This is a genomic window from Myxococcales bacterium, assembly GCA_022184915.1.
GTDB lineage: Bacteria > Myxococcota_A > Polyangia > Fen-1088 > Fen-1088 > JAGTJU01.
Map to the genome: position 1 here is coordinate 121411 of JAGTJU010000001.1, position 24947 is coordinate 146357.

At 58.1% G+C, this 24947-nt stretch carries 17 protein-coding genes and 1 pseudogene; 10 read left to right on the forward strand and 8 right to left on the reverse strand.

The features are described from left to right. Positions 1-8: 8 nt before the first annotated feature. The 6 genes and pseudogenes from KA712_00525 to KA712_00550 all read right to left on the reverse strand — a co-directional run bounded on the left by KA712_00525 (position 9) and on the right by KA712_00550 (position 8381). The gene (locus KA712_00525; GenBank protein MCG5051422.1) at positions 9-662 is read right to left on the reverse strand and encodes a transposase; all 654 of its coding nucleotides are present in this window, start codon (positions 660-662) and stop codon (positions 9-11) included. Between the two features lie 729 nt (positions 663-1391). Then, complete coding sequence (istB, locus tag KA712_00530; GenBank protein ID MCG5051423.1) at positions 1392-2138, reverse strand: IS21-like element helper ATPase IstB; 747 nt, start codon at positions 2136-2138, stop codon at positions 1392-1394. Between the two features lie 9 nt (positions 2139-2147). After that, positions 2148-3689, reverse strand: a complete 1542-nt coding sequence (gene istA / locus KA712_00535) for an IS21 family transposase (GenBank protein MCG5051424.1) — start codon at positions 3687-3689, stop codon at positions 2148-2150. Positions 3690-4052: 363 nt separating this feature from the next. Then, positions 4053-4271, reverse strand: a pseudogene (locus KA712_00540) (transposase zinc-binding domain-containing protein). A gap of 2258 nt (positions 4272-6529) precedes the next feature. Then, positions 6530-7405 (reverse strand): hypothetical protein, encoded by an 876-nt coding sequence (locus KA712_00545; GenBank protein MCG5051425.1) that lies wholly within the window; start codon positions 7403-7405, stop codon positions 6530-6532. A 139-nt stretch (positions 7406-7544) separates the two neighbouring features. After that, on the reverse strand, positions 7545-8381 hold the full coding sequence (locus tag KA712_00550; protein ID MCG5051426.1) for a hypothetical protein: 837 nt from the start codon (positions 8379-8381) through the stop codon (positions 7545-7547). 373 nt (positions 8382-8754) lie between these two features. Between KA712_00550 and KA712_00555 the strand changes: the two genes are divergently transcribed. The 4 genes from KA712_00555 (at position 8755) to KA712_00570 (ending at position 13124) form a co-directional block, all read left to right on the forward strand. Beyond that, entirely contained in the window at positions 8755-9351 is a 597-nt protein-coding gene (locus KA712_00555; protein MCG5051427.1) for a hypothetical protein, read from the forward strand. Positions 9352-9637: 286 nt separating this feature from the next. Continuing rightward, positions 9638-9787, forward strand: a complete 150-nt coding sequence (locus KA712_00560) for a transposase zinc-binding domain-containing protein (protein ID MCG5051428.1) — start codon at positions 9638-9640, stop codon at positions 9785-9787. Positions 9788-10350: 563 nt separating this feature from the next. After that, the gene (locus KA712_00565; protein MCG5051429.1) at positions 10351-10953 is read left to right on the forward strand and encodes a hypothetical protein; all 603 of its coding nucleotides are present in this window, start codon (positions 10351-10353) and stop codon (positions 10951-10953) included. A gap of 1298 nt (positions 10954-12251) precedes the next feature. Further along, a complete protein-coding gene (locus KA712_00570; GenBank protein MCG5051430.1) occupies positions 12252-13124 on the forward strand; it encodes a LuxR C-terminal-related transcriptional regulator in 873 nt (290 codons plus the stop codon). A 29-nt stretch (positions 13125-13153) separates the two neighbouring features. On the opposite strand, the gene KA712_00575 is transcribed toward KA712_00570, so the two are convergent. Further along, positions 13154-13579, reverse strand: coding sequence for a helix-turn-helix transcriptional regulator (locus KA712_00575; GenBank protein ID MCG5051431.1), 426 nt, complete (start codon positions 13577-13579; stop codon positions 13154-13156). Between the two features lie 67 nt (positions 13580-13646). On the opposite strand from KA712_00575, the gene KA712_00580 reads away from it, so the two are divergent. From KA712_00580 to KA712_00590, 3 genes are all read left to right on the forward strand, one after another. Further along, complete coding sequence (locus KA712_00580) at positions 13647-13976, forward strand: hypothetical protein (protein MCG5051432.1); 330 nt, start codon at positions 13647-13649, stop codon at positions 13974-13976. A gap of 17 nt (positions 13977-13993) precedes the next feature. Then, positions 13994-14314, forward strand: a complete 321-nt coding sequence (gene tnpB / locus KA712_00585) for an IS66 family insertion sequence element accessory protein TnpB (GenBank protein ID MCG5051433.1) — start codon at positions 13994-13996, stop codon at positions 14312-14314. Between the two features lie 68 nt (positions 14315-14382). Beyond that, a complete protein-coding gene (locus KA712_00590) occupies positions 14383-16062 on the forward strand; it encodes an IS66 family transposase (GenBank protein MCG5051434.1) in 1680 nt (559 codons plus the stop codon). Here KA712_00590 and KA712_00595 read toward each other — a convergent pair. Then, on the reverse strand, positions 16007-16549 hold the full coding sequence (locus KA712_00595; protein MCG5051435.1) for a hypothetical protein: 543 nt from the start codon (positions 16547-16549) through the stop codon (positions 16007-16009). The genes KA712_00590 and KA712_00595 overlap by 56 nt on opposite strands. Positions 16550-17355: 806 nt before the next feature. On the opposite strand from KA712_00595, the gene KA712_00600 reads away from it, so the two are divergent. The 3 genes from KA712_00600 (at position 17356) to KA712_00610 (ending at position 24910) form a co-directional block, all read left to right on the forward strand. Next, on the forward strand, positions 17356-20094 hold the full coding sequence (locus KA712_00600) for a hypothetical protein (GenBank protein ID MCG5051436.1): 2739 nt from the start codon (positions 17356-17358) through the stop codon (positions 20092-20094). 1152 nt (positions 20095-21246) lie between these two features. Further along, entirely contained in the window at positions 21247-22410 is a 1164-nt protein-coding gene (locus KA712_00605; GenBank protein ID MCG5051437.1) for a helix-turn-helix transcriptional regulator, read from the forward strand. A 1318-nt stretch (positions 22411-23728) separates the two neighbouring features. Further along, positions 23729-24910 carry a hypothetical protein gene (locus KA712_00610; protein ID MCG5051438.1) on the forward strand — a complete coding sequence of 394 codons (1182 nt, stop codon included), beginning with the start codon at positions 23729-23731 and terminating at the stop codon, positions 24908-24910. Positions 24911-24947 lie beyond the last annotated feature (37 nt).

Below are 24947 nucleotides of genomic sequence, written 5' to 3' on the forward strand. Positions count from 1 at the left end.
GGGGGATGTCAGTTACACCAATCGAGATCGCCCTGACGAGGAGGCGCTCTGGCGGGAGCAAGAGGCGGCGGCGTGGAGGGCAGGCTCATGGCGCCGAGGATTTTGGCAATGGTGGCTTGTTCCTTGACCAGAGCCATGAGGCGCAATTTGCCGTGGCAGCGGGAGCACATCACATCAATGCCGAATGTGCGGCGAAGCAGCTCGCTGCAAGCGATGTACTTGGACTTGCACGCCGGCTTCGGCGCAGGGGTGGCCTTAGACTCTTCGAGTGGCGCCTGGGGCTGCTCGGCGGGCGCCTGGGGCGAGGGCGCGATGAAGCGCCGTAAGGCACTGTGGGACGACAAGACGCCGAAGTAGAGCGTGACGTGTCGCCTGGGCGGGGGCACGATGGCGGCAAGGCGGGCGATGAGGGCCTGGGCCTCAAGCACGATGCTGCTTGTGCCATCAGAGCACGGGCGTTTGAAGTCGAGCTGCACTTTGTTGGCGGGCAGGATGTGCAATCGGTCGTTTGCCAGCGGGGGGCGCAGGATGTAGCGGCACAGATGCTCGCGGCCCTGTTTGTCGTTGCCGTGCACACACGTGGCTGCGTGCAGGTTAAAGCCCCAATGCTGCGCGCACAGGCGGCTTTTGGGTATCGGTTTATCGTTGGCGGATACGGACATGCGCAGCGGCGCGCGCCGCTGCGCTGGCCCCGCAGGTGGTAAGCCAGCGGCGGCGGCGGCAAGGAGCTGACCGTCACCTCGTCATCACCTGGGGCAGTGGCAAGCGCAATGAGGCCGCGCTTTGCCAAGAAGCGCACGATGCGCTGGGCAGCCTTGTTCACCACCGCCTCCACCTGCGCTTGCGAGGGTGGAGGCGCGCGGGCAAACACGGGTGGGCCCCCGTGCTTGTCGCGCATGTACACGCCATCGAGAAAGCTGCCGCCAGGGTACTCGGCGGGCCTCTGTCTTCTGCGCGACACCTGGCACACGAGCCGTTCGTGCCAGGTGGGCGTTGACTGCGATGGCGCGAGCAAGTGGGTGTTGTGCGAGAGGACCGCCGCATCCTACTCCTGCTCGTGTATTAACTCAGATGTCGGCGATTCACACGTGGTGCCACTACCGCAAGCGACCTTCAGCGGTGCACGCCTCGAACCCTGCATCGCGGCCTTCGAGGCCTGCCCGAACAAGTGAGTTGTACGAAGCGGGCCGTCGCAAGGCCGATGAATTCGATGATCGCGGCGCGAGTATCGGGACGTCGGGCTTTAAATACTCACGCGAGCAGCGGGGGCAAACACGGGTGGGCCGCCGTGTTTGTCGCGCACATGCATATACCGGCGAACGTGATCAATCAGATCGGGCATCGTGATCGGTCGGAGCGGAGCGACGATGGAAGTTGTTCTGGGGGCAAGGTTACTCGGTCGGGATCTCCTGGGTTGTCTTTCTGCGCGAAGGACCCTTTAGCACGATGCGGTGAGAGTTGTGAAGAAGGCGGTCGAGGATGGCATCTGCCATGGTTTGGTCATTCAGATGTTCGTACCAGCTGTTGGGCGGGAGCTGGCTGGTCATGATGGTGGACCGCTGGCCATAGCGGTCCTCAAGGACCTCGAGAAAGTCCCTGCGCTCCTGCTCACGTGCGGGTGCCAGTCCCCAGTCATCCACCACCAGGACATCTGCGCGCGCGAGCTTTGCAAGAAGGCGCACGTAGCTGCCGTCCGCTCGGGCGAGCGCCAGTTCGTCGAAGAGACGAGAGGCTCGACGGTAGATGGCGGAGAAGCCCTTGCGGCACGCCTGCTGGGCGAGCGCACAGGCAAGAAAGGTCTTTCCGGTTCCAGTCATTCCCGTGACGATCACGTTTTGGTGTTGCTGGATCCAAGCACAGGAAGCCAGCTGACGAACGGTGGCTTTGTCGATCTCTCGGCGTGGTGAGTAGTCGATGTCCTCGATGCAAGCTTGACTCAGGCGTAGCTTGGCTTCTTTCAGCAATCTCGAAAGCCGCTTGTTTTCTCGCGCGAGGCATTCCGCATCGACGAGCAATCCAAGCCTCTCGTCGAAGGACAGTCTGGCGATTTCTGTGTTCTTCTGCTGCTCTGTCCACGTCGTGGCAAAAGCGTCAAGACGTAGGCTGCGAAGCTTGTCGAGTGTCTGTTCCTTCAGCATGTGGTTCCTTCAGTTGTAGTAGTTGGGTCCGCGAATATTCGAATGTGCAGCAGGTGCTGCGCTTGACGAGTTTTCCTGCGAAGGCAAAGGCGAAGCATCCAAGCCGTTTTTCAAGATCGAATCGACATGGCGATAGGACCGCGCGCCCACGGCAACGGCCCGCGCGCATGCGGCCTCCAGCCTTGAGGCGCCGTAGCGCTTCTCCAGGCGCAGAATTCCAAGGCAGGATCGATAGCCCTGCTCCGGGTGGGGCCGATCGCCGAGGATTCGTTCCACCAGAAGGCGCGTCTGTGGTCCGATCGTTGCCGCCCAGTTCGCAATGCGCGAAGGAGACCACTGCATGTGTTTGCGGTGCGCAGCCGGCATATGCTCGGGCACGGTGGTGTGGCGCCCGCGCTGGAAGCTCCTTGCGTGCGAGGCGATGCGATGGCCGTCGCGAATAACCTCAACCGTGAAAGCCGACATCCGAGCCTCGACCTGTTCCCCCACATGCTGATGGGGAACCGAGTAATAGTGACCATCCACCTCGACGTGGTAATCGATGTTCACCTTGACGGCCTTCCACTCGCCGTAGGAGAACGGACGTTCGGGAAGCGGTCGGAGCATCGGTTTATCGAGCCGCTCGAACATCTCGCGCCGGCTGCGTTTGTATATCCGCATCTGCCGGTTGTTCAGGTCCTCAAGCAGTTCCCAAATGCGCTCATTCAACGATACGATCGAGAAGTGCTTCTCGTGGCGCAGACGCGCCAGGATCCACCGCTGTGCGACGCGCACGGCGGTCTCGACTTTGGCCTTGTCCTTGGGATGGTGTGGACGAGCAGGAATGACTGACGTTCCGTAATGTTCTGCCCACTCTTCGTAGGTCCGCTGGATGCCGGGTTCGTATCGGCAAGGGGCCGTGACGCCAGAGCGAAGCTGATCGCACACAACAACCTCGGTGGCACCGCCAAAGTATTGGACCGCGTGGCAGTGGCTCGAAATCCAATCGGGCCCCCGTTGTGTGGGCGTCGCCTCAGCGTACGTGTAGTTGGAAGCTCCGACAACCGCCACGAAGAGCTCAACGTCGATGCGCTCGCCCGTCTTCGGATCCCAAATGCAAGGCTTCTTTCCGGAGTAGTCAACGAACGTCTTCTCGCCGCCGCGGTGAACCTGCCGCATCGAGTAGCTACGCTGCTTGAGCCACGCACGATACATGTCGCAGAACCGCGTGTACCCGTAGCCATTGGGGTTGTCCTGGACATACTCGAGGTGCAGAAGCTCGAGCGTCACGCCAGGATAGCGCCGCTCGCGATGGATCCACGCACAGTCGGGGCGTGGCCTCTCTGCCTCAGCAGAGGACGGGTACAGCCGCCTTTCAAGCGCGCTTGCTGCCAGCGTGTCCACCTCCGCGAACTGTGTGAAGCCTGCTTCCTTGGCACGGCGAACGGTCTCGCCTACCGCCCCCGCGCTGATTCCGAGGCTGCGGGCGATATCGCGATGGCTCCGCCCAAGCAGCCATTTCTGTCGAAGGATTTCTCTGACTTGTCTCATTGGTAGTCGCTCCGTAGGCATCCCCGGCTTTTAGCCGGGGGGCAGCCCCTTCGAGCAACTCCATCGCCGCGACGCGGCGTGTTCCTTCGCAGGACACGCTGCGGCATCCGCTGATCACGATCACCGATCTAGGTGATCATGATGGCCGATCCCGCTGATCGTGAGCACCGATCCAGGTGATCATGATGGCCGATCCCGGCGATCACGATGGTTCGATCCGAGCGATCACGATCCGCCGGTGCATGCAGCGCACATAGACGCCATCGAGAAACAGGTGTGAAAATGCGGGTTGCAGGGCAGGTCGCTCGAAGCGCGCTGAATGACCGTGAGGCCGCCGCACTCGGGCTTACTGTCAGTGCTGCATGTCTTGGCGGCTCGCTCGCGTTAAAAGGCTGCCACCGTGTCTGTGAACAGACGGTGCACAGCGCCCAGTAGGCGCGCGTCGAACGCCAAGGGAAAGCGCAGCACGAAGGGAAGCGCTAACACCCACTGGCGAAGCGCCACGCCATTGGGCAACACGTGGGCAACCAGGTTTGCAGCGCCTTCATTCATGCGGCGCCCGCCACAGCTTGGGCAAAAGCCCCTCCCTTTACAGCTAAGCCACGAAGGCCAGGGCGTCCCGGCCCGAGGCGACCGACCCCACCTCGCGGTGGCTAGGAAAGTTCGTGGCTAGGAAGTTCAAGGACACCGCTTGCAGAAGTCGCAAGTTCATTGCAGGGTCTGCACCTGCAAGCGTCTGGAACTATGACGTCTTAGTAGGCGGGACCCCCTAACGAGCTTCTTGCATACCGCGATGGTGCAGTTTGATGCGGTGATTGGGGGCTGATGCCGTGGGCATTCCGCCAACAGAGAGCCGCTCACGGGCAGGCACTGCCGTCTCGATGTCCTCTTGACGTGACGCCTCAGAGGCGCCCCCAGGGCACGCCGCAGGATGGGGCCGCGCGTAGCTTCGAGTGTGCAGACACTGCAGGTCCCTCAACTTCCGCCGGAGGGCCAAGCAAGGATGGTTGCCGGAGTCATTCATTCGTTGAGACCGTTGCATGGCGAGACCCGCCGGGGTTTTCGAATTTCAACATCCTCAGTGGAGATGATCGTCTCCACGTACGAAATCTGTCTTGCGCAGTAGTTGTGCTTTGCTAATGGCACGTCCACCGTCAGAACCCGGCCATCCGAAATCGACACACTTATGCCAAGAGACTTGTCTGATGGACCCGTTGTCCATGAAGACGAGCAAACGAGCTCATTATTGGTGGGACAGCCAGGGCCGCTGTTGGGAAGGGCGCGCCCATCTTGGTCGACAGCGGACGCCGACACAACCTTGAGAGTAGAGCCAGGCTGAGCCACAACACCAAGTATTACGCGGGGCCAATCTCTGGTCTCGCAGGAGTTCACACACGCACCGCCCGTATTGTCCGCAGCCTCTTCCTGGGAGGAAGTGTGGTCGTCGCATCCGACGCTCATAGCATTCAATAGCATCGCGAAGATGAACCTCTGGCTGTAACCTATCCAACTGAATTTCATAGCGAGTCTGCCTCCCTCAGCATGACGCATTCATTGGCAAGCGTAGGGTCGTCGAAGATGCACATGTTGGCACAAAGGGAAGCGTCGAATGAAAAGGTTCGCGTGAGGGTAGGGGCCCTTTTGACTGAGCAACACGACGGAGAGGTCTGGTCCTCATCACAATAATGTGCTGAGCCGTCCGCCAGCAAACAACGACATCGAGTGGGGTTTTGTTGAGTGCGGGTGCCGGAAAGCTCGCAAGAGAATTCCATGATCGGGTTCTCAACGAATTCGATAGTTGCAGTACCCGACAAACCTGTGGGGACACCGTGATCTTCAGCCACTTTTGTGACAGTTACAAAGCCTCCAACTGCGCGGAAACTGGCGATTTTGACCCCCTCCTGGTTTTGCACGAGTCGAGCCGTCGCAGCTCCTTGGTCCGCTGCCGCAGCGACAGGGTACTCACCAATTGCGTCTCCTCCTAAGGAGAGAACCAAGGTCCATTCTGCTGACGTGGCTCCGGGCGCTCCAGCGTAAAGCTGACAGGCAGCTTGCTCACTGGTGTCGTGTAGCGACACTCTATAGAATCGTCGCGGCCCGTCTTCATTGATTGAAAAGCCGGGCGCGAAGATCGCCGTATTTCCCTGCATTGATTTCCACGCCGAGGACCACGAAGCTTCATCTGGAGTTCCTTGGTCGTCCCCGCCACACGACACTGCGGCCGTTGCCACGAGAACAAGCAGCCCAAGAGGCCGATAGCTCAGCGAGTAGGTTGGCTTAACGTGCCTTGAGGCATTTGCCACCCCTTTAGCGACCAAGGGATCGGCGCCTTGCCCTATCGTCAACGCCGGATTTCGTCCGGCGCTCCTCACAGAACCGTAAGTGCCCGATTTAGGCGTACCGCTCTTCGTTTGTGTTTCCTCGTAGCACCATGCACGGAGGAAAGTGATAACATTTCTACACCACGCGGGGGGCGTGGCAGAGGGTTGAAGTGAAGAGGGCGCAAGAATTGCTCCAAGGTAGAGGAGCGTTTCTGAGATCGCCGGTTGATCCAGAGAAACAGTGTGCCAATGCAGTGGTGATGGAAATGGTGAAGCTTTGCTTCGTTAATCGCAACACCATAGTAGGAGTGAAGGCCGCGAAGTTTGGCAGCTGTTCCCTCCCCCAGGGTTTTAAGCGTTTTGCGATTTCGCATGGCTTTAATCCAATTCGTGGCACTCTGCATACTTCTGGAAAGCCGTTTCGGAATGGTCTTCACTTTAAGCAGTTTACCTGCACCTCTCTTGCCCCAGCAAAGCTCGAAGCCAAGGAGCCGAGGTTCCCTTGGGTGATTTCGAGCGCCCGGCGCACATGTGGCCATACTACCTCTGCATCCCGGGAATCTCAGCGGCGGGACGTGCACTGCCAGCCAGTGTCGTTGATTCCACCCAACTGGGGTCGGCGACAAAGCGTTCGGCCGCTGGCACGTAGTCTTCGCGAGCCACCACGCTGCCATCTGAACCAACAAATTTTGTTTGAATAAGACACGCAGGTTGCAGAGCGTTGCCTTTGCTTTCCGTACTTGACCCGCCGTCGAGGTACCCGCATTCGAATCGCTCTACCGATCCTACGGGGTCCTTGCCACGTATCGTCGCAAGCCTGCTCAAGACATTCTCTGGCTTCACGGGCACATCCGTCGTCTCGATCAAGGTGACAGGCGCCCAGTCATAACGGAACGCTTTGACGGAGCCGTCAGAGCGAATTTCGACCGCGATCTTTGATCCTGGACCGATCACTTGAACACCATCGATTCGCCTTGCAAAAGTTACTTCGCTCGACACGTAGCTCACCTTAGTGCTGGTGCCGTCGCGACGCCCACTTATCGCCTTTTGATGCCGAACCTTTAGGGGGAATATCTCGTCGATACCAATTTCAAGAGTTGGAACCAGGCTTTTGTTTAGGAAGGCGGTTGCAAGGCTTGTCACTGTCTCATCGGAGGGCTTTTGGGAAGATGGCACAGGGGTAGAATCCTTGGCGCTGTAGTATTCGCCAGCACTACCATCGCCGAAGATCTGCATGTAGCTTCGTTCACCTTCTACACGAGTTGCCGATTTCTCCCGCTTCTGTTGAGACAAATCAAGACCTACTCGCAGAGCCAGCTGGGAGACAACTTGGCTGCGCCCCAAGGAGCGGACCTGCTTGCGCGCAACTCGCAGCGCGGGTTTAGAAATACCAGCCTTCTTAGACTCGGCGCCCATGAGGCGCCGCTCGACCGAATCGGCTGCGGAAGCATAACCGGCCGCTGCCAACGAGATTGAAACGAGCAAGCTGCACGCAAGGATAGTTCTCATAGCGAAACCTTTCTCAGAAGTTTGTTCGGTTGAAGAAGTCGATTCACTACTGGTTGTCCCATTGGAGCTGACACCAAGTCTGCCAATCCCAGTCACGTAACCTGGGTGTCGATAGAAGATTTGACCAGGTCATACTGTCCATACGGTTCCAGCAGTCACTGTCGTTGGCGCCGGTCGTCATGACGGCGGCGTCGTTGTCAGCTGAGTTACCCGCCAGACTGTTCTTCCAGGCGTCCTTCAAGAGCTGACCATTTCTCATGTTGTTCGCAAAGCGCTCGCCATCGGTGGTATACGAAGTATTGAACCAGATCTTGTCGTGGCTTCCCACAATCATCCTCAAGCCACCGTCGAAGGCCGACTGCCAACGTGTGCCCAGCTGGCCATCGTTCTTGAGTATGTCGCAAGAGTGTGATGCGTATAGGCTGAGGCCCCGGTCTTCGTCGCCAAGACGCATGTTTGTTGAGAAGGCCCTGGTGCTCCGATTCCACATGACCTGGGTGCCTCTCGCCGGATTGGACCAAGCGCCGCCATGAGTGCTCACGAACAACATGTCAACGGTGTCGATCCCACCGCACGATCCCCCACAATGGTCTAATGTGTCCTCAAAGCGCGTTTCGGCATTCTGTAGATTGAAGTAAAAGGAACGGGGCGCGAGGTTGTCCATGGCCTTGTTGAACTTGGAGCAGGTCGACCAGGTTCCAGCCAAGGTGGCTATCCATGTGCCCTCGTAATTCTCTTGGCAACGCGTTCCATAGAGACGATTCGTATCAAGTGCCTGTTGAAGGATTTCCGGAGCGGAAGGCGTTTCTGAGCAAGCCGTTGGCAGGGTTAGCAGAAGGCCAAAGAACGCGAGATAAGCTAGTGAGTCGCGAAGATGATGCATGGCATTGATCCTTCCTTGTTGTGGAGACGGTGAATGGGCGCGAGGCCACGGGCCACTTGTTCAATGACCTTGCGGTAAGCAGCCAACCTTCACCGGCAATGGCCCGTCGACCGACGCAAGACTTAGGCAAGCACGGACGGGTGTTATCTAACGCGTACACTCCTCGACGCGCACGTCAGGACGTGCCCGACAGCGCAACTCCTACGGAAGATAAGAACCTCGGCGCGTTTGATTGGCCTTGCGGGCGGAGCTTACACGCGCCCCCCTAGTGGTCTCTCCGTAGGGCAGTGGCTGTCGGGAATTGCCGGACGTGCAGGACCGCAAATTTTAGGTTTGGCTAAGACATCAACCATCTTTGCAGGGAGATCTGATCATGCGCTTTTTCCTAGTACCTCTCACTGTTCTCGCATTGCTAGCGTGTTCGAACGAAAACCTTGACCCGAAAAGGACAACTGAAGGCCCAGCGGTTACTTCGTCGACGGCCACCTCGCTTTCCATAAAGGCGTCTGCGGAGGTGACGACTCGATCTGGCGTCGTCGGTTGGGAGGTCGTACATCCGGAGGAGGGTGTCATTGATGTTGTGGGACTCGGCGCTACAGGGACCAAACGCATGCACTTCATTTTTGCGCAACGAGGCGAAGGAGGCAGTGAGATCACCGATGGGCTGACCGGCGCTCTGATGCTGCTAGATGACTCCGGCACGCCCGTAGGTGAGAAGTTGTCGCCGGATACCCTCGCGGCGCTGGATAGTCTCTCCCTCGACGCATCCACGCTTAAGGACGGAGGAAAGCCAGCTGCTGCGGGCGGCTCGGGTCAACCTATTCAGCAAGCTCTAGATGTAGACCTCCGGCGATGCACTCGCTGTTATGGCGTGCTTCAGCTGTGCGGCGATCTCGTGATCGAGGACGGCGGCGGCGCTCAATGCACAAACCTCACCAGATGCGGCTGGTGTATCGGGTGGTGGCGGTAGCACTTGGGGAAATCGGTCACCGGGGCGCCGCCGCGCGTTTCGATGCGACGCCTTACGGTCGGGTGCTGTTGGCCCATGGTAAAGTGTTGAGATGTGTAGACGCAGTTGTGTTGCCGTGGCGGCGGTTGTGTGCGTGCTGATATTCAGCTGGTTCAGAACCTTCGCCCAGGTAGCCCCTGGCAAGCAATGCGATAGGTTCATAGAGCAACGGAGCATTCAAGTTGCCGCAGCTTATCTTTTGGGCCCGCCCCTGCCGCTCGTACGGACTCGAACGCCCTTCATCTAGCTGCTGTGCTGCTGTCGCAGTCTGCACAGCCCTAAGTGCCAGGCTCTGCGAGAGGAGAATTGGATAGCTGCGTGCGCTGAGCGGCTACTTCCAGCTGGACATTTTCATGTGGTTTTCACGCTGTCTGTCGAGCGAGCTGCACGCGCTTAAGCAGTTCTATTCTCGCGAGCTACTTGGTGCGCTGTTTTCCGGCCAGCAAAACGCTGATCGCGTCTTGTAGACTTGCGGTTGCACGCGCGCCTTGGAATCACCATGGTGTTGCACACGTGGACTCGGGATCTGCGCTTTCCCGCACATATGTCCAACACGTCCTGCCCGACGCCTTTCACAAATTCGTCACCTTGGCATTTATGCAGCTGCCGTGAAACTCCACGGCTTGCTGCGCACCACCAACTCGCTCCTTCGGCATTGGCTCCAGCCGCCTGAGGTTGACACTGAGTTGGACCTTACTTGGACTCATCAACGTCGCAAGCTCACTGGACGCGACATTCATGGCTGCCCGGGCTTCGGTGGCGAGGTTGAACACCGCTCCGTCATGTGCCGAGGTCCTACCTAACTCATGAATAAGGCACAGTCATAGGTCACGTCTGAACGCCATGCGAAGCGCCCTGCGACGACGGAAGCCTCCTGACAGGATCCTCCTCACATGCAGGAGACGGTCGACCTACTGTATTCGAATCCTTGGAAGCATTTTCTTACTCAAGGAGGAACCCATGATTCGAGCGAAACTTTTGTTGGCAGCCACCATCGCAATTGCCTTAGGAGCATGTAGCGCGATCGATCAAGACGTGGACCAAGGTGATGGTCCTGCCATTTTGGAGAAGAGTGAAAAAGCTATCTCCATCAAGGCCTCTGAATCGGTTGCGAACAGTGCAGGGATCTACGGGTGGGAAATGAGCCGTTTAAGCTCTTCCTCACTAAATGTTCGAGGTCTCGATCAGGGCGGGAAAGTGAAGGCCAACCTGACCTTCTTGCAACAGGACAGCGAGAGCTCCATTACCGACGAAGTCTCGGGGGACAAGGTGATACTGGACGATTCCGGCCGAGCTCAAGACAACACGTTGTCCGCTGAAGCGTCAGCTGCCCTGGCCGCTGTCTCTCAAGATGCGGAAACTCTGCAGCTTGCCATGAGCGCCGGCTCCCAGAAGAACGGTGAGCTTGAGTTGACGGTGCAGGCGCTCGACGTCGATCTGCGCAAGTGCACAAAGTGCTTCGGCGTGCTGCAGTTTTGCGGAAAACTCATCTCCGTAAACAGCGGCCCATTCGAGTGCAAGTACCTGAAACGGTGCGGGTGGTGCTTAGGGTTCTGGCGTTAACGTTTATGCGTAAAGGCCAGAGCTGAGAGGCTCGTGCTTGCTTCATAGCCTACGTTGACTTCCTCGGAAATCAACATAGGCTATTCTAGTGAGAGGTTATAGAATGGTCCCTCTTGTTGTTGCTCTCGTAGTAACCAGCGCGACGGGGTTCAGCGTCGCAGCCCCCCCCTATACATTCACCGGTGAGCCGAGCCTAACTGCCCCTCCGACTTCTATCGGGAGCGCAAGCCTGCTGCCCGGTCACGATCTCCTCGAACGACAGGAGCAGCGGCGCGAAGCGCGCACAGCCTCGCCTCAAAGCCAAGACGCTTCAGCGACCGCCCGTGAATACGAGCTCGTTCCCAAGCCTGGCGGGGATTATGTCTACGCTGGGCCTCTCTTCGAGGCGCACGTAGCGGCCGACGGTCAAGTTACGTTCGCGGACAGGCGTGTGGTCATTGAGCAGATCGGCATAGGGCCGCTCACGTTCAAGCGCAATCCGGCTTCAGGAGATTGGTCTTTTCAAAGCTGGGCCGAGGCCGAAGGAGGAGAGTCGTCTTTCACCCAGCCGTCTCGTTACCGGCCCTTTCCAGATCCGCGGCAATCAAGCGGTCCCATCGATCGTTCACCTGCGCCCCTCCTGATCCGCGTGACAGGGCGCTTTGACCTAACGGATGAGTTCGATCGCCTCGTCAGCTCCCGGTCCCCCAACCGCCGGGAGCACGCGCGCTTCCTAGCAGACACCCTCGACTTCCGGGCGCGTCTGGCTGCTGCACACCACGCACGCCGGCTTCACGTAGCGGCAACTCAGCTCCCCGCTATGTTGGATGGAATCTGGCGCAATTCTGACCACACCATGCGAGAAAAGAAGCGTCTAGTGTGCCTGCTATGGAACGAGGTTGATCGCAACCAAGGGGCAGGTAGCTCGTTCGCGTCCGCGTTTACGGCGTGGGTTCGACTAAGGCTGCCCGCTTCCCATGCCGATGCTTATACTCAGGCCGATCTGCAGGCGTGCAATCGCGACGGAGGCGCCTTCGCTCCCTATAGCGACTAGCGCACCTGCCAAAGGCGTCGGGAAAACATGCATACTGCAAGCCCTGCGCAAACGTTTTCCTGAAGCAGGATTTCGTCGGGGGTACTGCCACAAAGCCCGGCAGTAAGGCTAAGGACGCAAGGCGGCTTACGTTAGTTGATAGAACATATTTTATCAGACAAATTTGACGCGGAGGGACGTGGCGCTTGTAGTTCCTGTACGCAGCCCGTTGACGCATGTCGCTTGACATTTGCGTCATGACTAAGCAGGGTTAGCCCCACAAGCGATGTCGCGAGAGGTCCCTGCGAAAGTTTTTGAGTTCCTGCGAGAACTTGGCGTCTACCAAGGACGGGATGTCGAAGGCGCCCTTCGCGGCCTGTCCCTGCGTCACGTGGACACGAACGTAGCTGGCGCTCGCGTAGATTGGAACGACTTGGCCGTTTTCATGAATCGCATGTTCGATGGACTGAGCGTGCAGGAGATGGAAAAGGCCGGAGAGGACTACGTCCGGGTCAATGCGTGGATCCAAATGGCTCTGGCTTTTTTCGGCACTCCTCGCTTGTTGTATTTCGGCGTCGCGGAGATGACCAAAGCGTTGGGCTTCTTCCCGCATATGCGGACGGATGTCGAGTTGCAAGAAGCGTCCTTGCACATCGAATTCCACTTGCCTGAAACGTTCGAGCCATGCCCTTTCTTCTTCCATGGAACGACAGGCGAATACCGACAAATGAACACCTTGTTCGGAAAGCCGCAGGCTCACGTTGAAGCGCATACCACTGGTCGCAGCGGTATATACGAGATCTTTTTCACGGACGCGCCAACGGCACTCGATCGCATTTTTAAAACGGGAATCAATGCTTACGACGGTGTTGCAGGCGAGTTCCGTCGACTCTTGCTCGCAGCCACTGGCACCAGCGCTAGCTCTGCCGAGGCGTCCTTAAATGTAATCCAGATGCAGAAATCCCACGGCCTGACCCTGGCGGAAGCGCGAGTTGCGTCGCGATTGGCGAAAGGCCGAAGCGTGCCCGAGATCGGTCTGGATCTGAAGATCTCGACGGGTACGGTGCGGTCCCACCTGAAGGCCAGCTATGCGAAGACAGGTGCAAGAAGTCAGGCCGAATTGGTCCGAATCGTATTGGGCGGCCAAACTACACAATAGTCCCCAATCATCAGCGAGCTTGTTCGGCCTTAGTGGCTTCGACCTAAGGGCGATGTGCTCATGGCGATTCGAACAAGTTCGCTTTGGCCTCGGGCACCGGTCTTGGCGTAGGCCGACTTTAGGTGTGATCGGACGGTCCCGATGGATATACGCAGGTCGGCAGACACTTCAGAGACGCTGCGCCCGGTTGATAGACTATATGCCACGCGAGATTCCGCGAGAGTGAGCCCATGGGCGCGTTGTAAACTGTAAATCGCATCGGAATCAGCGCTTCTTACTGCACTGCCGAGCAGCCGACGGAATTCGCCGGCTAGACCATCGAACAAGTTCCTGCCGGATTCGACAAGTCTGTCCATCTTCGTTGGCGGCTCGGGAAAGTAAATATCGTAGATGCCGTGCCGATCGTTGACATTTGATTCCACGCGCGCCTGCGGTTGGCCAAAGAACTTTGTCATCTGCCGAGTAAACCCTTTACGGACCGCCTCCCGGATGAAGCCCTGAGGGGCAAATAGCCTTGAGCGTATGACGCTCAAGAAACGCTCCAAGAATCAAGTTACAAGTGGTGAGAGGCGCAATCTGCTCAAGGCATGGTCACGCAGTGGTCTGAATGCAGATGCCTTTGCGCTAAAGCACGGCGTCGGGGTATCGACGCTGTACAAGTGGCGCCAGCGGTACCAAGCAGACGATGGCGATAGGCCAACGAGCCCCAAGTTCCTTCCTGTCAAAGTGACGCAGGGTCAAACGCAGGCTGCTGAAATTCATGCGCCGAATTCGGTGGTGATTCGCGTGTACGCTGACACCGATGAAGGGAGTCTGATACGCGCACTGAAGGCGGTGCTTCAGTGTGGTTAGCAAGACCGTTTCGACGGATGTTTGTGGCGAGCGAAAGCACTGACCTACGGCGCAGCTTCGATGGCCTTGGCGCCATGGTGGAGGGGTTTGATTGCGGCGGCGCTATGTCAGGCGATCTATTTGTGTTTTTCAACTCACGCAGGACGCAGTTTCGGATGCTGTTCTGGGACGGGACGGGATACTGCATTTTCATGAAGCGATTAGAGGCGGGGACGTTTCGGCGCGTTTCATCGGGAGACGGGAGCCATTTTGAGATGAGCTCTGCCGAGCTAACGTTGCTGCTTGAAGGCATCGATACGACGGTGTTGCGACGACGCAAAAGATTCAAGGAAAGCTAAACAGTATCTCACGAAAATAGTTGTATTTCAGATCGGCGATGATAGTGCTGTTAAGGCCTTCATCGCCGATGTCAATCGTGGACGACAAAGATTCTGTTTCCCTCGCTCAACAGCTTGCTGCAAGCAACGATGTTGACGGACTGCTGAAGCTTATCGGCGAGATGGCAGCGAAGATGACGTCGCTCATCGAACGCTGCGACAAGTCTGAAGAGGATGTGCGTGTCAAAGACATCTACATCAAGACTCTGCGCCGGCTTTTGTTTGGACGTCGCAGTGAAAAGCTAACGGACGAAGAGCTCACGCAACTCAGCCTCGCTTTTGACGCCGATGTATCTGCCGAAAATAAAGCTCCCATTTTGCCCGTTCCCCAGGAGCCCAACTTAAACAGCGAGGAAGAGCTCGACGCCAAAGACGAAGGCACGAAGAAGAAGAAGAAGAAGATCAAGAGGCCCAATCACAAAGGAAGAGGCAAACTTTCCGAGGAGCTCGAGCGCATTGTGAAAGAGGTCCTTGTGCCAGCTACTGAGCGCAAGTGCCAATGCTGCGGCTCGGAAATGGAATCGATCGGTTTTCTAGACCATGAAACCGTTGAGCACATTCCAGAGAAAATCGTGGTCAACGTCGAACGACGTGAGAAGGTCGCATGCAAGAGCTGCCGCAAAGACATTGCAACGGCGCCGCGTGAATCAACGCCACTGGACGTCAGGGTGGGCGCCAGCGTGCTTGCAACGTTGCTCGATGGCAAGGGCGAGGATGCCTTGCCGATCTATCGCCAAGCAGACCGCTTCGCACGATTGGGTTGGGATGTTCCTTACCAGACGCTGTTGCGATACTGGGCCTATGCGGCAGATCTACTGCTTGCAATCGCTGATGCCACGATGAGCAAAGTGCTTGATGACTTCGTTGTCGCGCTGGATGACACCTCGCTTGATGCGTTGATCGAAGGAAAGGCCAAGGGCAAGATCAAAGGTCATCTCTGGTGCGTAACCAACACCGGACCATTAACCGCATTTCGCTTCACGGAAACCTGGAGCCACACTGAAATTGCGCCTTGGATCGACGCTGCCACAGGATTCATTCAGGTCGATGACTACAAGGGCTACAGCGCCATTTACACATTTCCTGACGGGCGTGTGGGCCCCTTGGTAGAACGCCATCGGCGACTCGGTTGCATGATGCACGTTAGGCGAAAGTTTTACGAAGCCTTCGTGCTCAAGGATAAGCGCGCGTCAGAGCCGGTAGATTTGATAAAGCGAATTTACGAAGTCGAAGCCAAGGCAAAAGAACTTCTTCTAACTTCTGAGCAACGTCTCGAGCTACGACGGCGAGACTCGGTGCCACTGCTCAAGCGGATGTATGATCTGCTCGAGGGTTACAAAGGCGAGGTTGGCAAGACGTCCAAGTTTGCGCGAGCCGTTCGTTACGCTCTTGCCCAAAAGGAATTCATCGAACGCTGCTTCACCGATGGACGCTTCGAGATCGACAACGGCAAGACAGAGCGACAAATACGGCGACCAGCGATCGGTCGCAAGAACTATCTGTTCACTGGATCGATCGCTGGTGGCCAACGGATCGCCGCGGTCTACACCCTGATCCTGTCTTGTCGGAACCTAGGCATCGACACGCGCGAATACCTGATTGACGTGATTAAAAAGCGCCAAGCCGGGTGGCCAGTAAGTCGCCTGTCGGAACTCATTCCAGACAACTGGGCAGCGGCACGAATCCGCCCTGCCAGCGAAACACCTTAGGTTCCAGCGCCCCACCAAAGCTTAAACGCTCCTTTCGACTTTGAGAGGGGCTGCCCGTAAAGGGTTTACTCTGCCGATACTGGCCGGCGTTACCGTGAAAGAAGGGTGCGCAGGCTCGAAAGGTATCGGGCAAATGAAATTCGACGTGAAGATGGGTCTCGTACGGCTCCACAATGATGTTCATGTGTGGGAAGAAGGCCAAGCGGCTCGTCATCTGAAGGACTGCATTATAAAAGAGCCGAGGCGTTGCAAAAAATGGCAAGGCCAACGCAAACCACATGTTTATGTGAACGTAGTCTTCGCCGGCCTTCTCAATCTCGGCTACGGAACAACCATCGAAGATGCGATCGATGAAGAGCGCAAGCTCGTCCCAATCAACGCGTTCACCAATGACGGTCGGCTCCACGTTCCTCAACGAAAGACCGCTCATGGCCGCTTCCACGTCTTTTCCAAGATGAATGCCAAGGGCGCGCACAAAGCCAAGCACCCTCGCTGGTACTTCACGCGACATATAACTCAGTGGCCCCAGTCCCTCGCCGAGACATGCAGCCGTAAGGGGTGCAGACCGCGCCGGGCACAAAACGGTGTCATCAAGCAGGGAGATCCGCAACGGTTGTTGTTACAAAAATAGGGAGCGCAGGAGGCTGACTGAACCGGCGAGCAACTTCCTGCCCCATCGCACATGCGCGGCAAGAACAAGGTTTGGGCCTCACAGCGAGAAGCCGAGCAGGCCGTGCCAACAGGATAGACAGTGCAGGCGCCAAGGCCGTCACATTTGCCGGTAAGGCCGCAGGTGCTGGCGGACTCTTGGCGGCAGCCACCTTCCTTGGCCGCGGCACCCGCCGGCAAGGCACGGCACGTTCCCTCGACGCGCAGCAACCGGCAGCTGAGACAAGCCCCAGCGCATGCTTGCTCAAAGCAAAGGCGCAAGGTTGACGTCCAAGCTTGGTCGGCAAAGGGTAAAACGCGCCAGTGTACCCCAAACGAGGGAGGCACCTTTTTGGTGCTCGGAATAGTCTCGGCCGAGTGGTCTCAAAAATCTCGAGCGAGCAATGCGGTCGCACAGGTCGTGACAAGCCGACGAACGTTCCTGTCTCCGCCGATCTTTTTTATCGCCCGCAAACACCGCGGCACTACCTCTGCCAATGGTCAAAGAGGTACTCAGGCCACCCTTCGCATGCAACGAAGTTAAGTTGGAGATAGATCATGAACCTACTGAAGAGAACTTCCCAACAGCACGCTGCCGCAGTCTTCTCGATTTCTAGGTCTTGTACGCGTCGCAGCTTTCTCCCGATGGCAATGGTTTTTGCTTTGGCCGCTGCATGCGAGGGTGACTCAACTAAGAAGGCTGGGGACGGGGATGCTGGGACTCTCGACTCGGCCATGGGCGACGTAGATGTCGGACCAAGAGCGAGTGACACAGCGGGGATTGATGTTGCAGACGACGCCCTACCGCCGCTCGTTGTGCTGCCCGATCACCGCCCGCTTGGTTACCTGCGGGCTGGGCAGATCTCGATAGCCGATGCAGATCCGTCGCTCAGCGGCTCAGTTGTTACCGCGACCCAGATTAGCGGACCTCAGATGCGGCTCGCGCTGGACGAGGGCAATGTGCTTCGGTTCCTATCTCCCGAGGAACAATTCGACGACACCACCTCCACGGTGGAGCTCCGGAATGCTGCTGGCTCACGCTGGCATATTTCATTCCAGTGGACCACGCGCCAAAGCGCGGCCCTGGTCAAGGTCGAGCACGCCGAGGGTGAAGGCGAGGAGAATGCGGACGATGGCAGTTCGGCCGTGGTTGAGGGCGTCAGCGTCGACGGAGCCATTGGCCCCATGACCACTCATTTTAAGCTGAAGTTGGCAGGGATACCCGATTTGGATAGGGAGCTAATTCAGGTGAGCATGATCGGGGCCGAGGGCGCACTGGACGCCACGTCTTGGTTCGAGTGGGATCCAGTCGCTCGAGAAATGGTGCTCTTGCCGTCGAAGCTTCCGACGCTGCTGGAGACCGTAAGGGAGGCCAGGAAGGCGACTTTAGCGTTCTCCCTACCAACAAGTGGCTATGAGGGGACTTTCCTTTTCGAGGAGACGCTAACTTACTCGGGAGGCATCCTCGATCTGCAGGTGGTCGAGGCTAACGGCGAGCCCGCTACGCGCCTCGCAGGAACCGAATTTGCGCTTCGTGGTTTCAATTCCGGGAGAACGTTCCTAGCAAAGGTGGACGCAAATGGACATGCCACCATCAATCGGTTGAACGCCGACACCTTCGAGGTCAGACAAGTGCTAATGAGGGGCGGAACGCCGATGACCGGGTATGCCACGCTACCTTCGCCCGATGCGGAAGTCGAATTGACGATCGTAGCCCCAGCTATGCAGCTCTCGAAGGCGGTGAAGCGCGACTCTCCTTCCCGCTTCCGTACAAAGGCAATAGTTAAGTTCGCCGACCTTGGAGCGAGACCGGTCCGCCACCGCATCGACACGGTTCCACAGCCACCCATCCGCCGAGCAACTGTACCAACCCCATTGTACAGCGAGAGTGTCAGGGCTGACCAAAAGGACACCTTAATCAACAAACCGGTGATGTTGGACCTTCCACAAGGCTCAACGCACGTTTACGTTCGCGTCGAGGTGTCAACCGAAGAATATCCAATGTACGTGCTGGAGAACAGCAAGTTCAACGACGTTTGGATGTTCAGCCTCATGTTCCCAGACCCTATAGCTAAATTCGAGATGACGGGCAAAGTGAACCAGTCTCACGCCCAAGGCGCAACGACCACCTTTGAACGTTGCCTCGATATAGAAGATGCGGCCAAAAATGCAGCGTTCCCGCTTCGTGGCGTGATCGGGGCTCAGAACGTCGCCGACGATGATCGAACGACCATCGTAACGGTCAGCATCGCTGACACGTGCGATGGGGTTCTCGAAATCACCGAGTTCGAAGGTTCGGCGAAGACGAGCGATAACGGTTTCGCATTGTTCCCCAGGGTGGCTGCTACGAAAGAAAATGAGCGCGATGGCAACGTAGCGGGCCAATATCTCTCGATTCCGCTGAAGTCGCAGCTACCAGCTGCCTTCGGCATGCCAGCGACGCTTACTTATACCCCGAGCAGCGCCGTGATCACGGAAGTCGAGCTGTTCCAGAGGGTTGGAGGCATCGACAAAACCCTAGGCAAGAACTACCTGTTACAGGCGGAAAAATCCCAACCCGGTAAAGTCCACTTCAAAGGCCTCCGACTGGCGCCATCGGCCCAAGAGCCGACTGCCAGTCGAATCCAGGTAGTAGCTGTTCTCAAGGGTACCGTCGCAGGAAAAGAAGCGACCTCGAAAGCCGTTCCGCTGGTCATCGATGACCTCTACAGTAATTTTACGCCTATTTATTTAGCACCCGACGTAGCGGGCTACTCCTCCTCGCTTCGCTATCCCACGCAGAAAGAGTCCGGCGGAGACGCTTGGGGGACAAAATCGCTACTCGACTGGCTCTTCGCATCCCCGCTCGTCTACAACGATATCTCGGCCGCCCAAGTCAAGCAGGTAAAGGTCACGAAGGAGACAATGCCAAAGAAAATTCCGGCCGAATTCGCGACGAAGATACGGTCCGTGCTTGACCATTCTGGACACAGCGATGGTCAGCAGGTCGATGTTCGGTATTGGGACGGGTCAGGCGGATTCACCGAGCCGCTGAATGGAGTGGACCACGGCGCCGGGATTGCGCAACTTGCGAGCGAGGCGCTTGCGGAAGTAAAGGCGGCTGCGCCCAATGGCGGTGTTCCACCTAACGTTGCAGGGCTGCCGAATCTTTCTAAGTTGCTGGCATGGATCAGAGAGAATCGAACGGAGCTTGACCTGTACGCTGACGACACTGCGGTCCGACGGATCTACATCGGCCAGGCGTTTATTTCGTCGCTGCTTATTGAGGGAAGTTTCGAGGGGAAGGTTGTGCCCACTGCCGGGACATGGACAAGCAAGAGCGTCAAGATTTTGGCGGCGCCGAGTCATCTGCACCACTGGCACGTCAGCACTAACCTGCGTTGAGGATTTGGAGCATAGGGCGAACAAGCGTAACGCCTCGTGGACCGTGTTGACAGGTCCAGCGACGTGGTGCGTGCGCACGTTTCTACGGTTTGAAGTCTGCCGGCAAGAGGATGGCGCCAGGGCTCTTGCGTGCGCTCACGGCGACGGCGCGTAGTTTCTCGATCTCGGCTACGGAACGACCATCGAAGATGCGATCGATGAAGAGCGCAAGCTCGTCCCATCAACGCGTTCACCAATGGTGGTCGGCTCCACGTTGCTCAACGATAGACGGCCCTTGGCCGCTTCCACGTCTTTTCCGAGGTGAATGCCAAGGGCGCGCACAAAGCCAAGCACCCTCGCTGGTACTTCACGCGGCATAGAACTCAGTGGCCCCCATCAAGGGCACTGCAATGGGATTCGCCCACGACGCCGCCATCGCACAATGAAGGAGCTCGTGGCGCGCAGAAGCCGTTGAAGCAGCTCATTTGAACGGGGCACCGTTGAGATTCGTTGCAATGGATTGGCGCACAACGTCCTCCAGAGCACGCAAAGGGCGAGCAGAGAACAGGTGCAGCGGGAAGGCACGTCCCTTTGCCGTCACAGCTGCGTGCGGGAAGCATCGTAAATGCGTTTTCGCAGGCGGAGGGGCTGCATATCGTGCCCTCATGGTACAGCGCACAAGCACCATGGATGTCCTGTAGTCCTGACCGCGCGCAAGATGTGATCTCATCCATGGGGCAGTTTGAGGTGTTGGTATCGGTTTCGGGCGCGGTTTCGATAGAGCTGCCGTCGAACAACATGGTGGCAGCGTCTACTTCAATCGATCGGGCGTCAATTGGGGCTTCGGGCACGCTGGGGTTGCTTGTACAAGCGATGAGCAGGGATGAGAGGGTGAGCGTGAGCCACGTCAGTTGGCTGCGCCGGGGGCGGATCGCGTGCGCAGCCATCTTTCCTTGGAGCGTGCGTACGCGCTCTTTGAATGCAAAACATGAAGAGGACCTCGCCCGTGGAACCATCAAGCGTGGACGATATCAAACATGCGGCCACGTTTGGCGGTAGTTTCGTCTAACCGTCTCCTACCCCAAATGGGAGATGCGCTTCGCAGTTTTTTCATATATTGGGTGGCATGTGCCCCGCTCTAACATCCCACTAGGCGCCACGCATGAGCGATTGGTGGAACTCATTTACGATTCCGCAGAAGGCACAAGCGCTTGGACTGATGTGATCTCGGCTTTGGCTTCAGAATTGTCAGCGGACCTTGGGCACCTTTTCTTGATTGCGGGTGACGCTACTTTCACAGACACATGCGTCCACGGTTACGATCTCAGCTTGAATGCACCGTACTTTGAGCGGTTTCAGGCCGAAGATCCCCGCATCACCCTGGGCATAAAGAACTTGGGACGCTTCATGTCTGACGTTGATGTGATTGATTCTCGGCAGTTCGAAGCGTCAGCCTTGTACAACGAGCATCTTGGTCCGGGAAACATTAGGTATACGCTTTTCGGCATGCATCAAATCCAACCGGACTTGAAGGCGGCCCAGGCTTTCATGAGGCCGCGCTCGCGCGGCCCCTTTAGTCACGAGGATGTCTCATGCCTACAGCGCCTCCAGCCGCATCTCTCACGTGCTTTGCGACTTCGTGAGATCCTGAACAAGACTCGCGCTCACGCATCGGACTTGCGAAGCGCCCTAGACATGGTTCCCCTTCCGCTGGCGGTCGTCGACGATAAGGGCCGCTTCTTGACTGCGAACGCGCCTGCAGAAGCGATGCTATTGAAGGGGCCCGCTGTCGTTCTCAAGGGGCAGAGGATTGCGGGTACCCGGCCTCGCGATACGAGCGCGATAGCGCAGGCCGTTGCCGTCTGTTGCCAGCTGGCGACGCCATCGACGGTACGCCCGGTGGCATTGCAGGCTCCGCCGGTAGTGACGATAGAGCGATTGGACCGACGGCCATTGAGCCTCATCTTCCTTCCGCTTCGGCCACGACATACGTTGCGTGATGTTGCAGACCAGAAGGCGCGCGTAGTGGTGATCTTTCACGACCCGGAAGCGGGTGCCCGGTTAAGCGCAAACGTCGTCGCACGACTTCACGGTTTGACACCGAGTGAGGCACGGCTTGCGGTAGCGCTTGCCGCTGGTGATTCTCTCACCCAGCACGCCTCCAACGTTGGCTGCACGGACCAGACCTGTCGAACGCACCTCAAACACATTCTTGAGAAGACCGGAACGCATCGCCAAGCGGAACTTGTTCACTTGCTGTTAGGGAACGTCGCGATTCAGATGGCAAGTGCGGATGGTGTGGTACCGGGCGGATCCGCTTCAGAAGCGGCACGATAGAGATTGTACTAATTTGCAGTTCCGGAGACCGCGTCTGTGTTCTCGGGGCGTTTACTGTCGCATACCCCATTTGGATGAGGACGGGCTGATAGGTCGCGATTTATCTTGGCGAGGTCATGCAAGGCTTTAACAACCAGCCGCCTCCTGAGAAACCGTCGCGATATTGGTGTTGCACAATGAACTCTTCCTCTGCGTGTAACGGCTTCTTTGGTGGCTACCTGCCGCGGCTGTTCTCTTCCTGGGCTTTCGGGTGGGGGCGTGCTTCGGCCGGAGTATTTGGTTTCATCGCGATAAGCTCGATCGAGTTTACGGCTCAGGCGCAATTGAATGCACAGCAACGTGCGGACAGGGAGCACGGGGCGCAAAGCCAGCCGCCCAGGGAACGGCCTCATTCGCCTTCGGACCCACCACCGCCGCCCGTGGCGGTGCCCGAATCGCCGGCAACTAACCCCTCGGCCCCAATTTCAGACCCCACCCCGTCCTCCGCCAACGTCCCCCCCGCGACGTCCGCGCTTTCAGAGCCTGCGGCTTCGCCCGAACCCCAATCTCCTGTGGAAGCAGCAGCCCCATCACCAGTCGCTCCTGTAGTGGTCCCCGCGCGGCCGGCGCCGGTTCCGCCCGCAAAGGCAGGCGTGGCCGCGCCCACGCCGTTCGCGGCATCGCGCTCCACTACCACTCAAGACCTGCATCAGAAAGCCCAAGCACTCCCCAAGCCTGATGAACGCGCAGAAATGAGTTGGGCGGTTACGTCAGTGCGCTTGGGCGTGACCTCCGTAAGCTTGCGCGCGGGTCGCGCTTCCTTTCTGCAAAGTGCTGTCGATGATTGCAAAAGCCAACCGAGTACGGGCTCATGGATCACACCAGATCCGCAAAGCCAATCGTGCGACCTAAACTTCACAGAATCACTAAAGACGCTGGGGCTCTCCGCCCACCTAGGCGGCGACTACTACTTCTTCCGCATCGACGCCAACCACTCCTGGAACAGCGCCGCAAAACTGTACGGATTGGGCCTTTACCCTCTGAATTTCGGCTGGTACTTCCCGCGGTACGGGCTGTTCCCTTACATCACTTCAGGCTTCGCGGTAGATGTGGTTTCGTCTCGGAGAATCAACGAGACTGGCGTCTTAGCGCGACCCAGATTAGGTGTCGGCGGAAAGTATCGCCACAGCGGATGGCTAGGTGCGTCCTTGGACATTGGCTTTGCTTCAGGCGCCGTTGGTGCGCTAGTTGCCCAAGGGTCAGACTCCGAGGAGCTCAGACAGCGAGGGGGGACGGGCACTGCTGTTGATGTCACTTTGGGCGTGGAGTGGTTTTGAACATGAAAGCAATCAAGTCTCTTTCGCTGCTGTCATTGGTGATCTTGACCAGCGTTTGCAATCGCTTGCCCACACCCACTGAAGCCTGCGTTGAGGCGGCCGGGTTGCGCTGCGAACGCCTGACATCGTGTGGGATGCTTTCCAAAGGCGAAGACGAAGCGACCTGCAAAGTCGGCGCGACCCACGCGTGTGTCAGCGGCCTCGTATGCCCAAGCGGAGTACCGTTTCAACCTGCGAGGGTGGATGCATGCCTCGCGCAACTCCGCTCGGCTTCATGTGAGGCGGTTGCGGATCCCGCGTCGATTGCGGCATGCCAGCAGGTATGCGGAGGGCCGCTCTACTCCGATGTTTTGGCAACGCTGGACATTGAAGTGGGTGGCGTCGAACAACTGCACACGCTCGGCCGCGGCCGACAACGCGTAGAGATCACGGCCCCGGCCGCAGCCCTGGCGGTGCCACGCCCGGTGAAGGTCAGTTTGGTCGGTGGCACCGCAATGCGCGGACGCGCCCCCGCCACAAGCACAGCGGTGCTGATCGAGCCTCAGGCGCTGATCTTTATCGCGCCAGTTCGCGTGCGACAACTCGTGCCTCCCGCTCCCGCGGGCCGCCGTTATCGCATGGTGGTCGTGCCCGACAACGCGAATGCCTTCGTGCAGCGTGGACGCGCCCGCGTGATCCAACCAGCCAGCGACGCGAACGATGGCTGGGAAATCTGGGAAGGCGACGCTGAGGGCTCGGGCTTATGGGGCTTTGCCCTTGAAGAGCAAGGTGGTGGGTGTGCACGCGCAGCAGCACGGTTTCAGGAGTGCGGCACACTGAACGCTGAGGAGCAAAATGGAGCTTTCGAGCTCTCATGTCGGGACACCCTCCAAGGGCTTCCGGCGGATTGTCCCTCGCATTTCGATGCGTTCCTCGACGAATGCATCGTACCAGCTTCATGCGCGTCGTTAAGGAGCTCAGGAGGCCTCGATACCCCTGCCCAAAGCGAGGGCTGTCAGCGAGCGCTTCAGACCTTGGACACGGAGTGTGAAAGCAGCGACTTAGGGCCTGATTCAGGCTTAGAGCCACGGCCCGATTCAGGCGTTCCACCCGGTGACAGCGGGTCGAAGCGTGACGCAGCAGCGCCGGATGCAGGATCAACGTCGAGCGGCGCCGCAACTCCCGGAGATGCACTGGCCCCCTGATCGCACGAGCCCCCTTCAACAAACCGTCAACCAAATC

What these genes read in the sequence shown, in the direction of transcription:
- tnpB (MCG5051433.1), top strand. Translation starts at nt 13,994, where the DNA reads ATGTTTGTGGCGAGCGAAAGCACTGACCTACGGCGCAGCTTCGATGGC.
- KA712_00525 (MCG5051422.1), bottom strand. Translation starts at nt 662, where the DNA reads ATGTCCGTATCCGCCAACGATAAACCGATACCCAAAAGCCGCCTGTGC.
- KA712_00610 (MCG5051438.1), top strand. Translation starts at nt 23,729, where the DNA reads ATGAAAGCAATCAAGTCTCTTTCGCTGCTGTCATTGGTGATCTTGACC.
- KA712_00550 (MCG5051426.1), bottom strand. Translation starts at nt 8,381, where the DNA reads ATGCATCATCTTCGCGACTCACTAGCTTATCTCGCGTTCTTTGGCCTT.
- istB (MCG5051423.1), bottom strand. Translation starts at nt 2,138, where the DNA reads ATGCTGAAGGAACAGACACTCGACAAGCTTCGCAGCCTACGTCTTGAC.
- KA712_00555 (MCG5051427.1), top strand. Translation starts at nt 8,755, where the DNA reads ATGCGCTTTTTCCTAGTACCTCTCACTGTTCTCGCATTGCTAGCGTGT.
- istA (MCG5051424.1), bottom strand. Translation starts at nt 3,689, where the DNA reads ATGCCTACGGAGCGACTACCAATGAGACAAGTCAGAGAAATCCTTCGA.
- KA712_00565 (MCG5051429.1), top strand. Translation starts at nt 10,351, where the DNA reads ATGATTCGAGCGAAACTTTTGTTGGCAGCCACCATCGCAATTGCCTTA.
- KA712_00570 (MCG5051430.1), top strand. Translation starts at nt 12,252, where the DNA reads ATGTCGCGAGAGGTCCCTGCGAAAGTTTTTGAGTTCCTGCGAGAACTT.
- KA712_00580 (MCG5051432.1), top strand. Translation starts at nt 13,647, where the DNA reads ATGACGCTCAAGAAACGCTCCAAGAATCAAGTTACAAGTGGTGAGAGG.
- KA712_00575 (MCG5051431.1), bottom strand. Translation starts at nt 13,579, where the DNA reads ATGACAAAGTTCTTTGGCCAACCGCAGGCGCGCGTGGAATCAAATGTC.
- KA712_00545 (MCG5051425.1), bottom strand. Translation starts at nt 7,405, where the DNA reads ATGGGCGCCGAGTCTAAGAAGGCTGGTATTTCTAAACCCGCGCTGCGA.
- KA712_00600 (MCG5051436.1), top strand. Translation starts at nt 17,356, where the DNA reads ATGGCAATGGTTTTTGCTTTGGCCGCTGCATGCGAGGGTGACTCAACT.
- KA712_00590 (MCG5051434.1), top strand. Translation starts at nt 14,383, where the DNA reads ATGTCAATCGTGGACGACAAAGATTCTGTTTCCCTCGCTCAACAGCTT.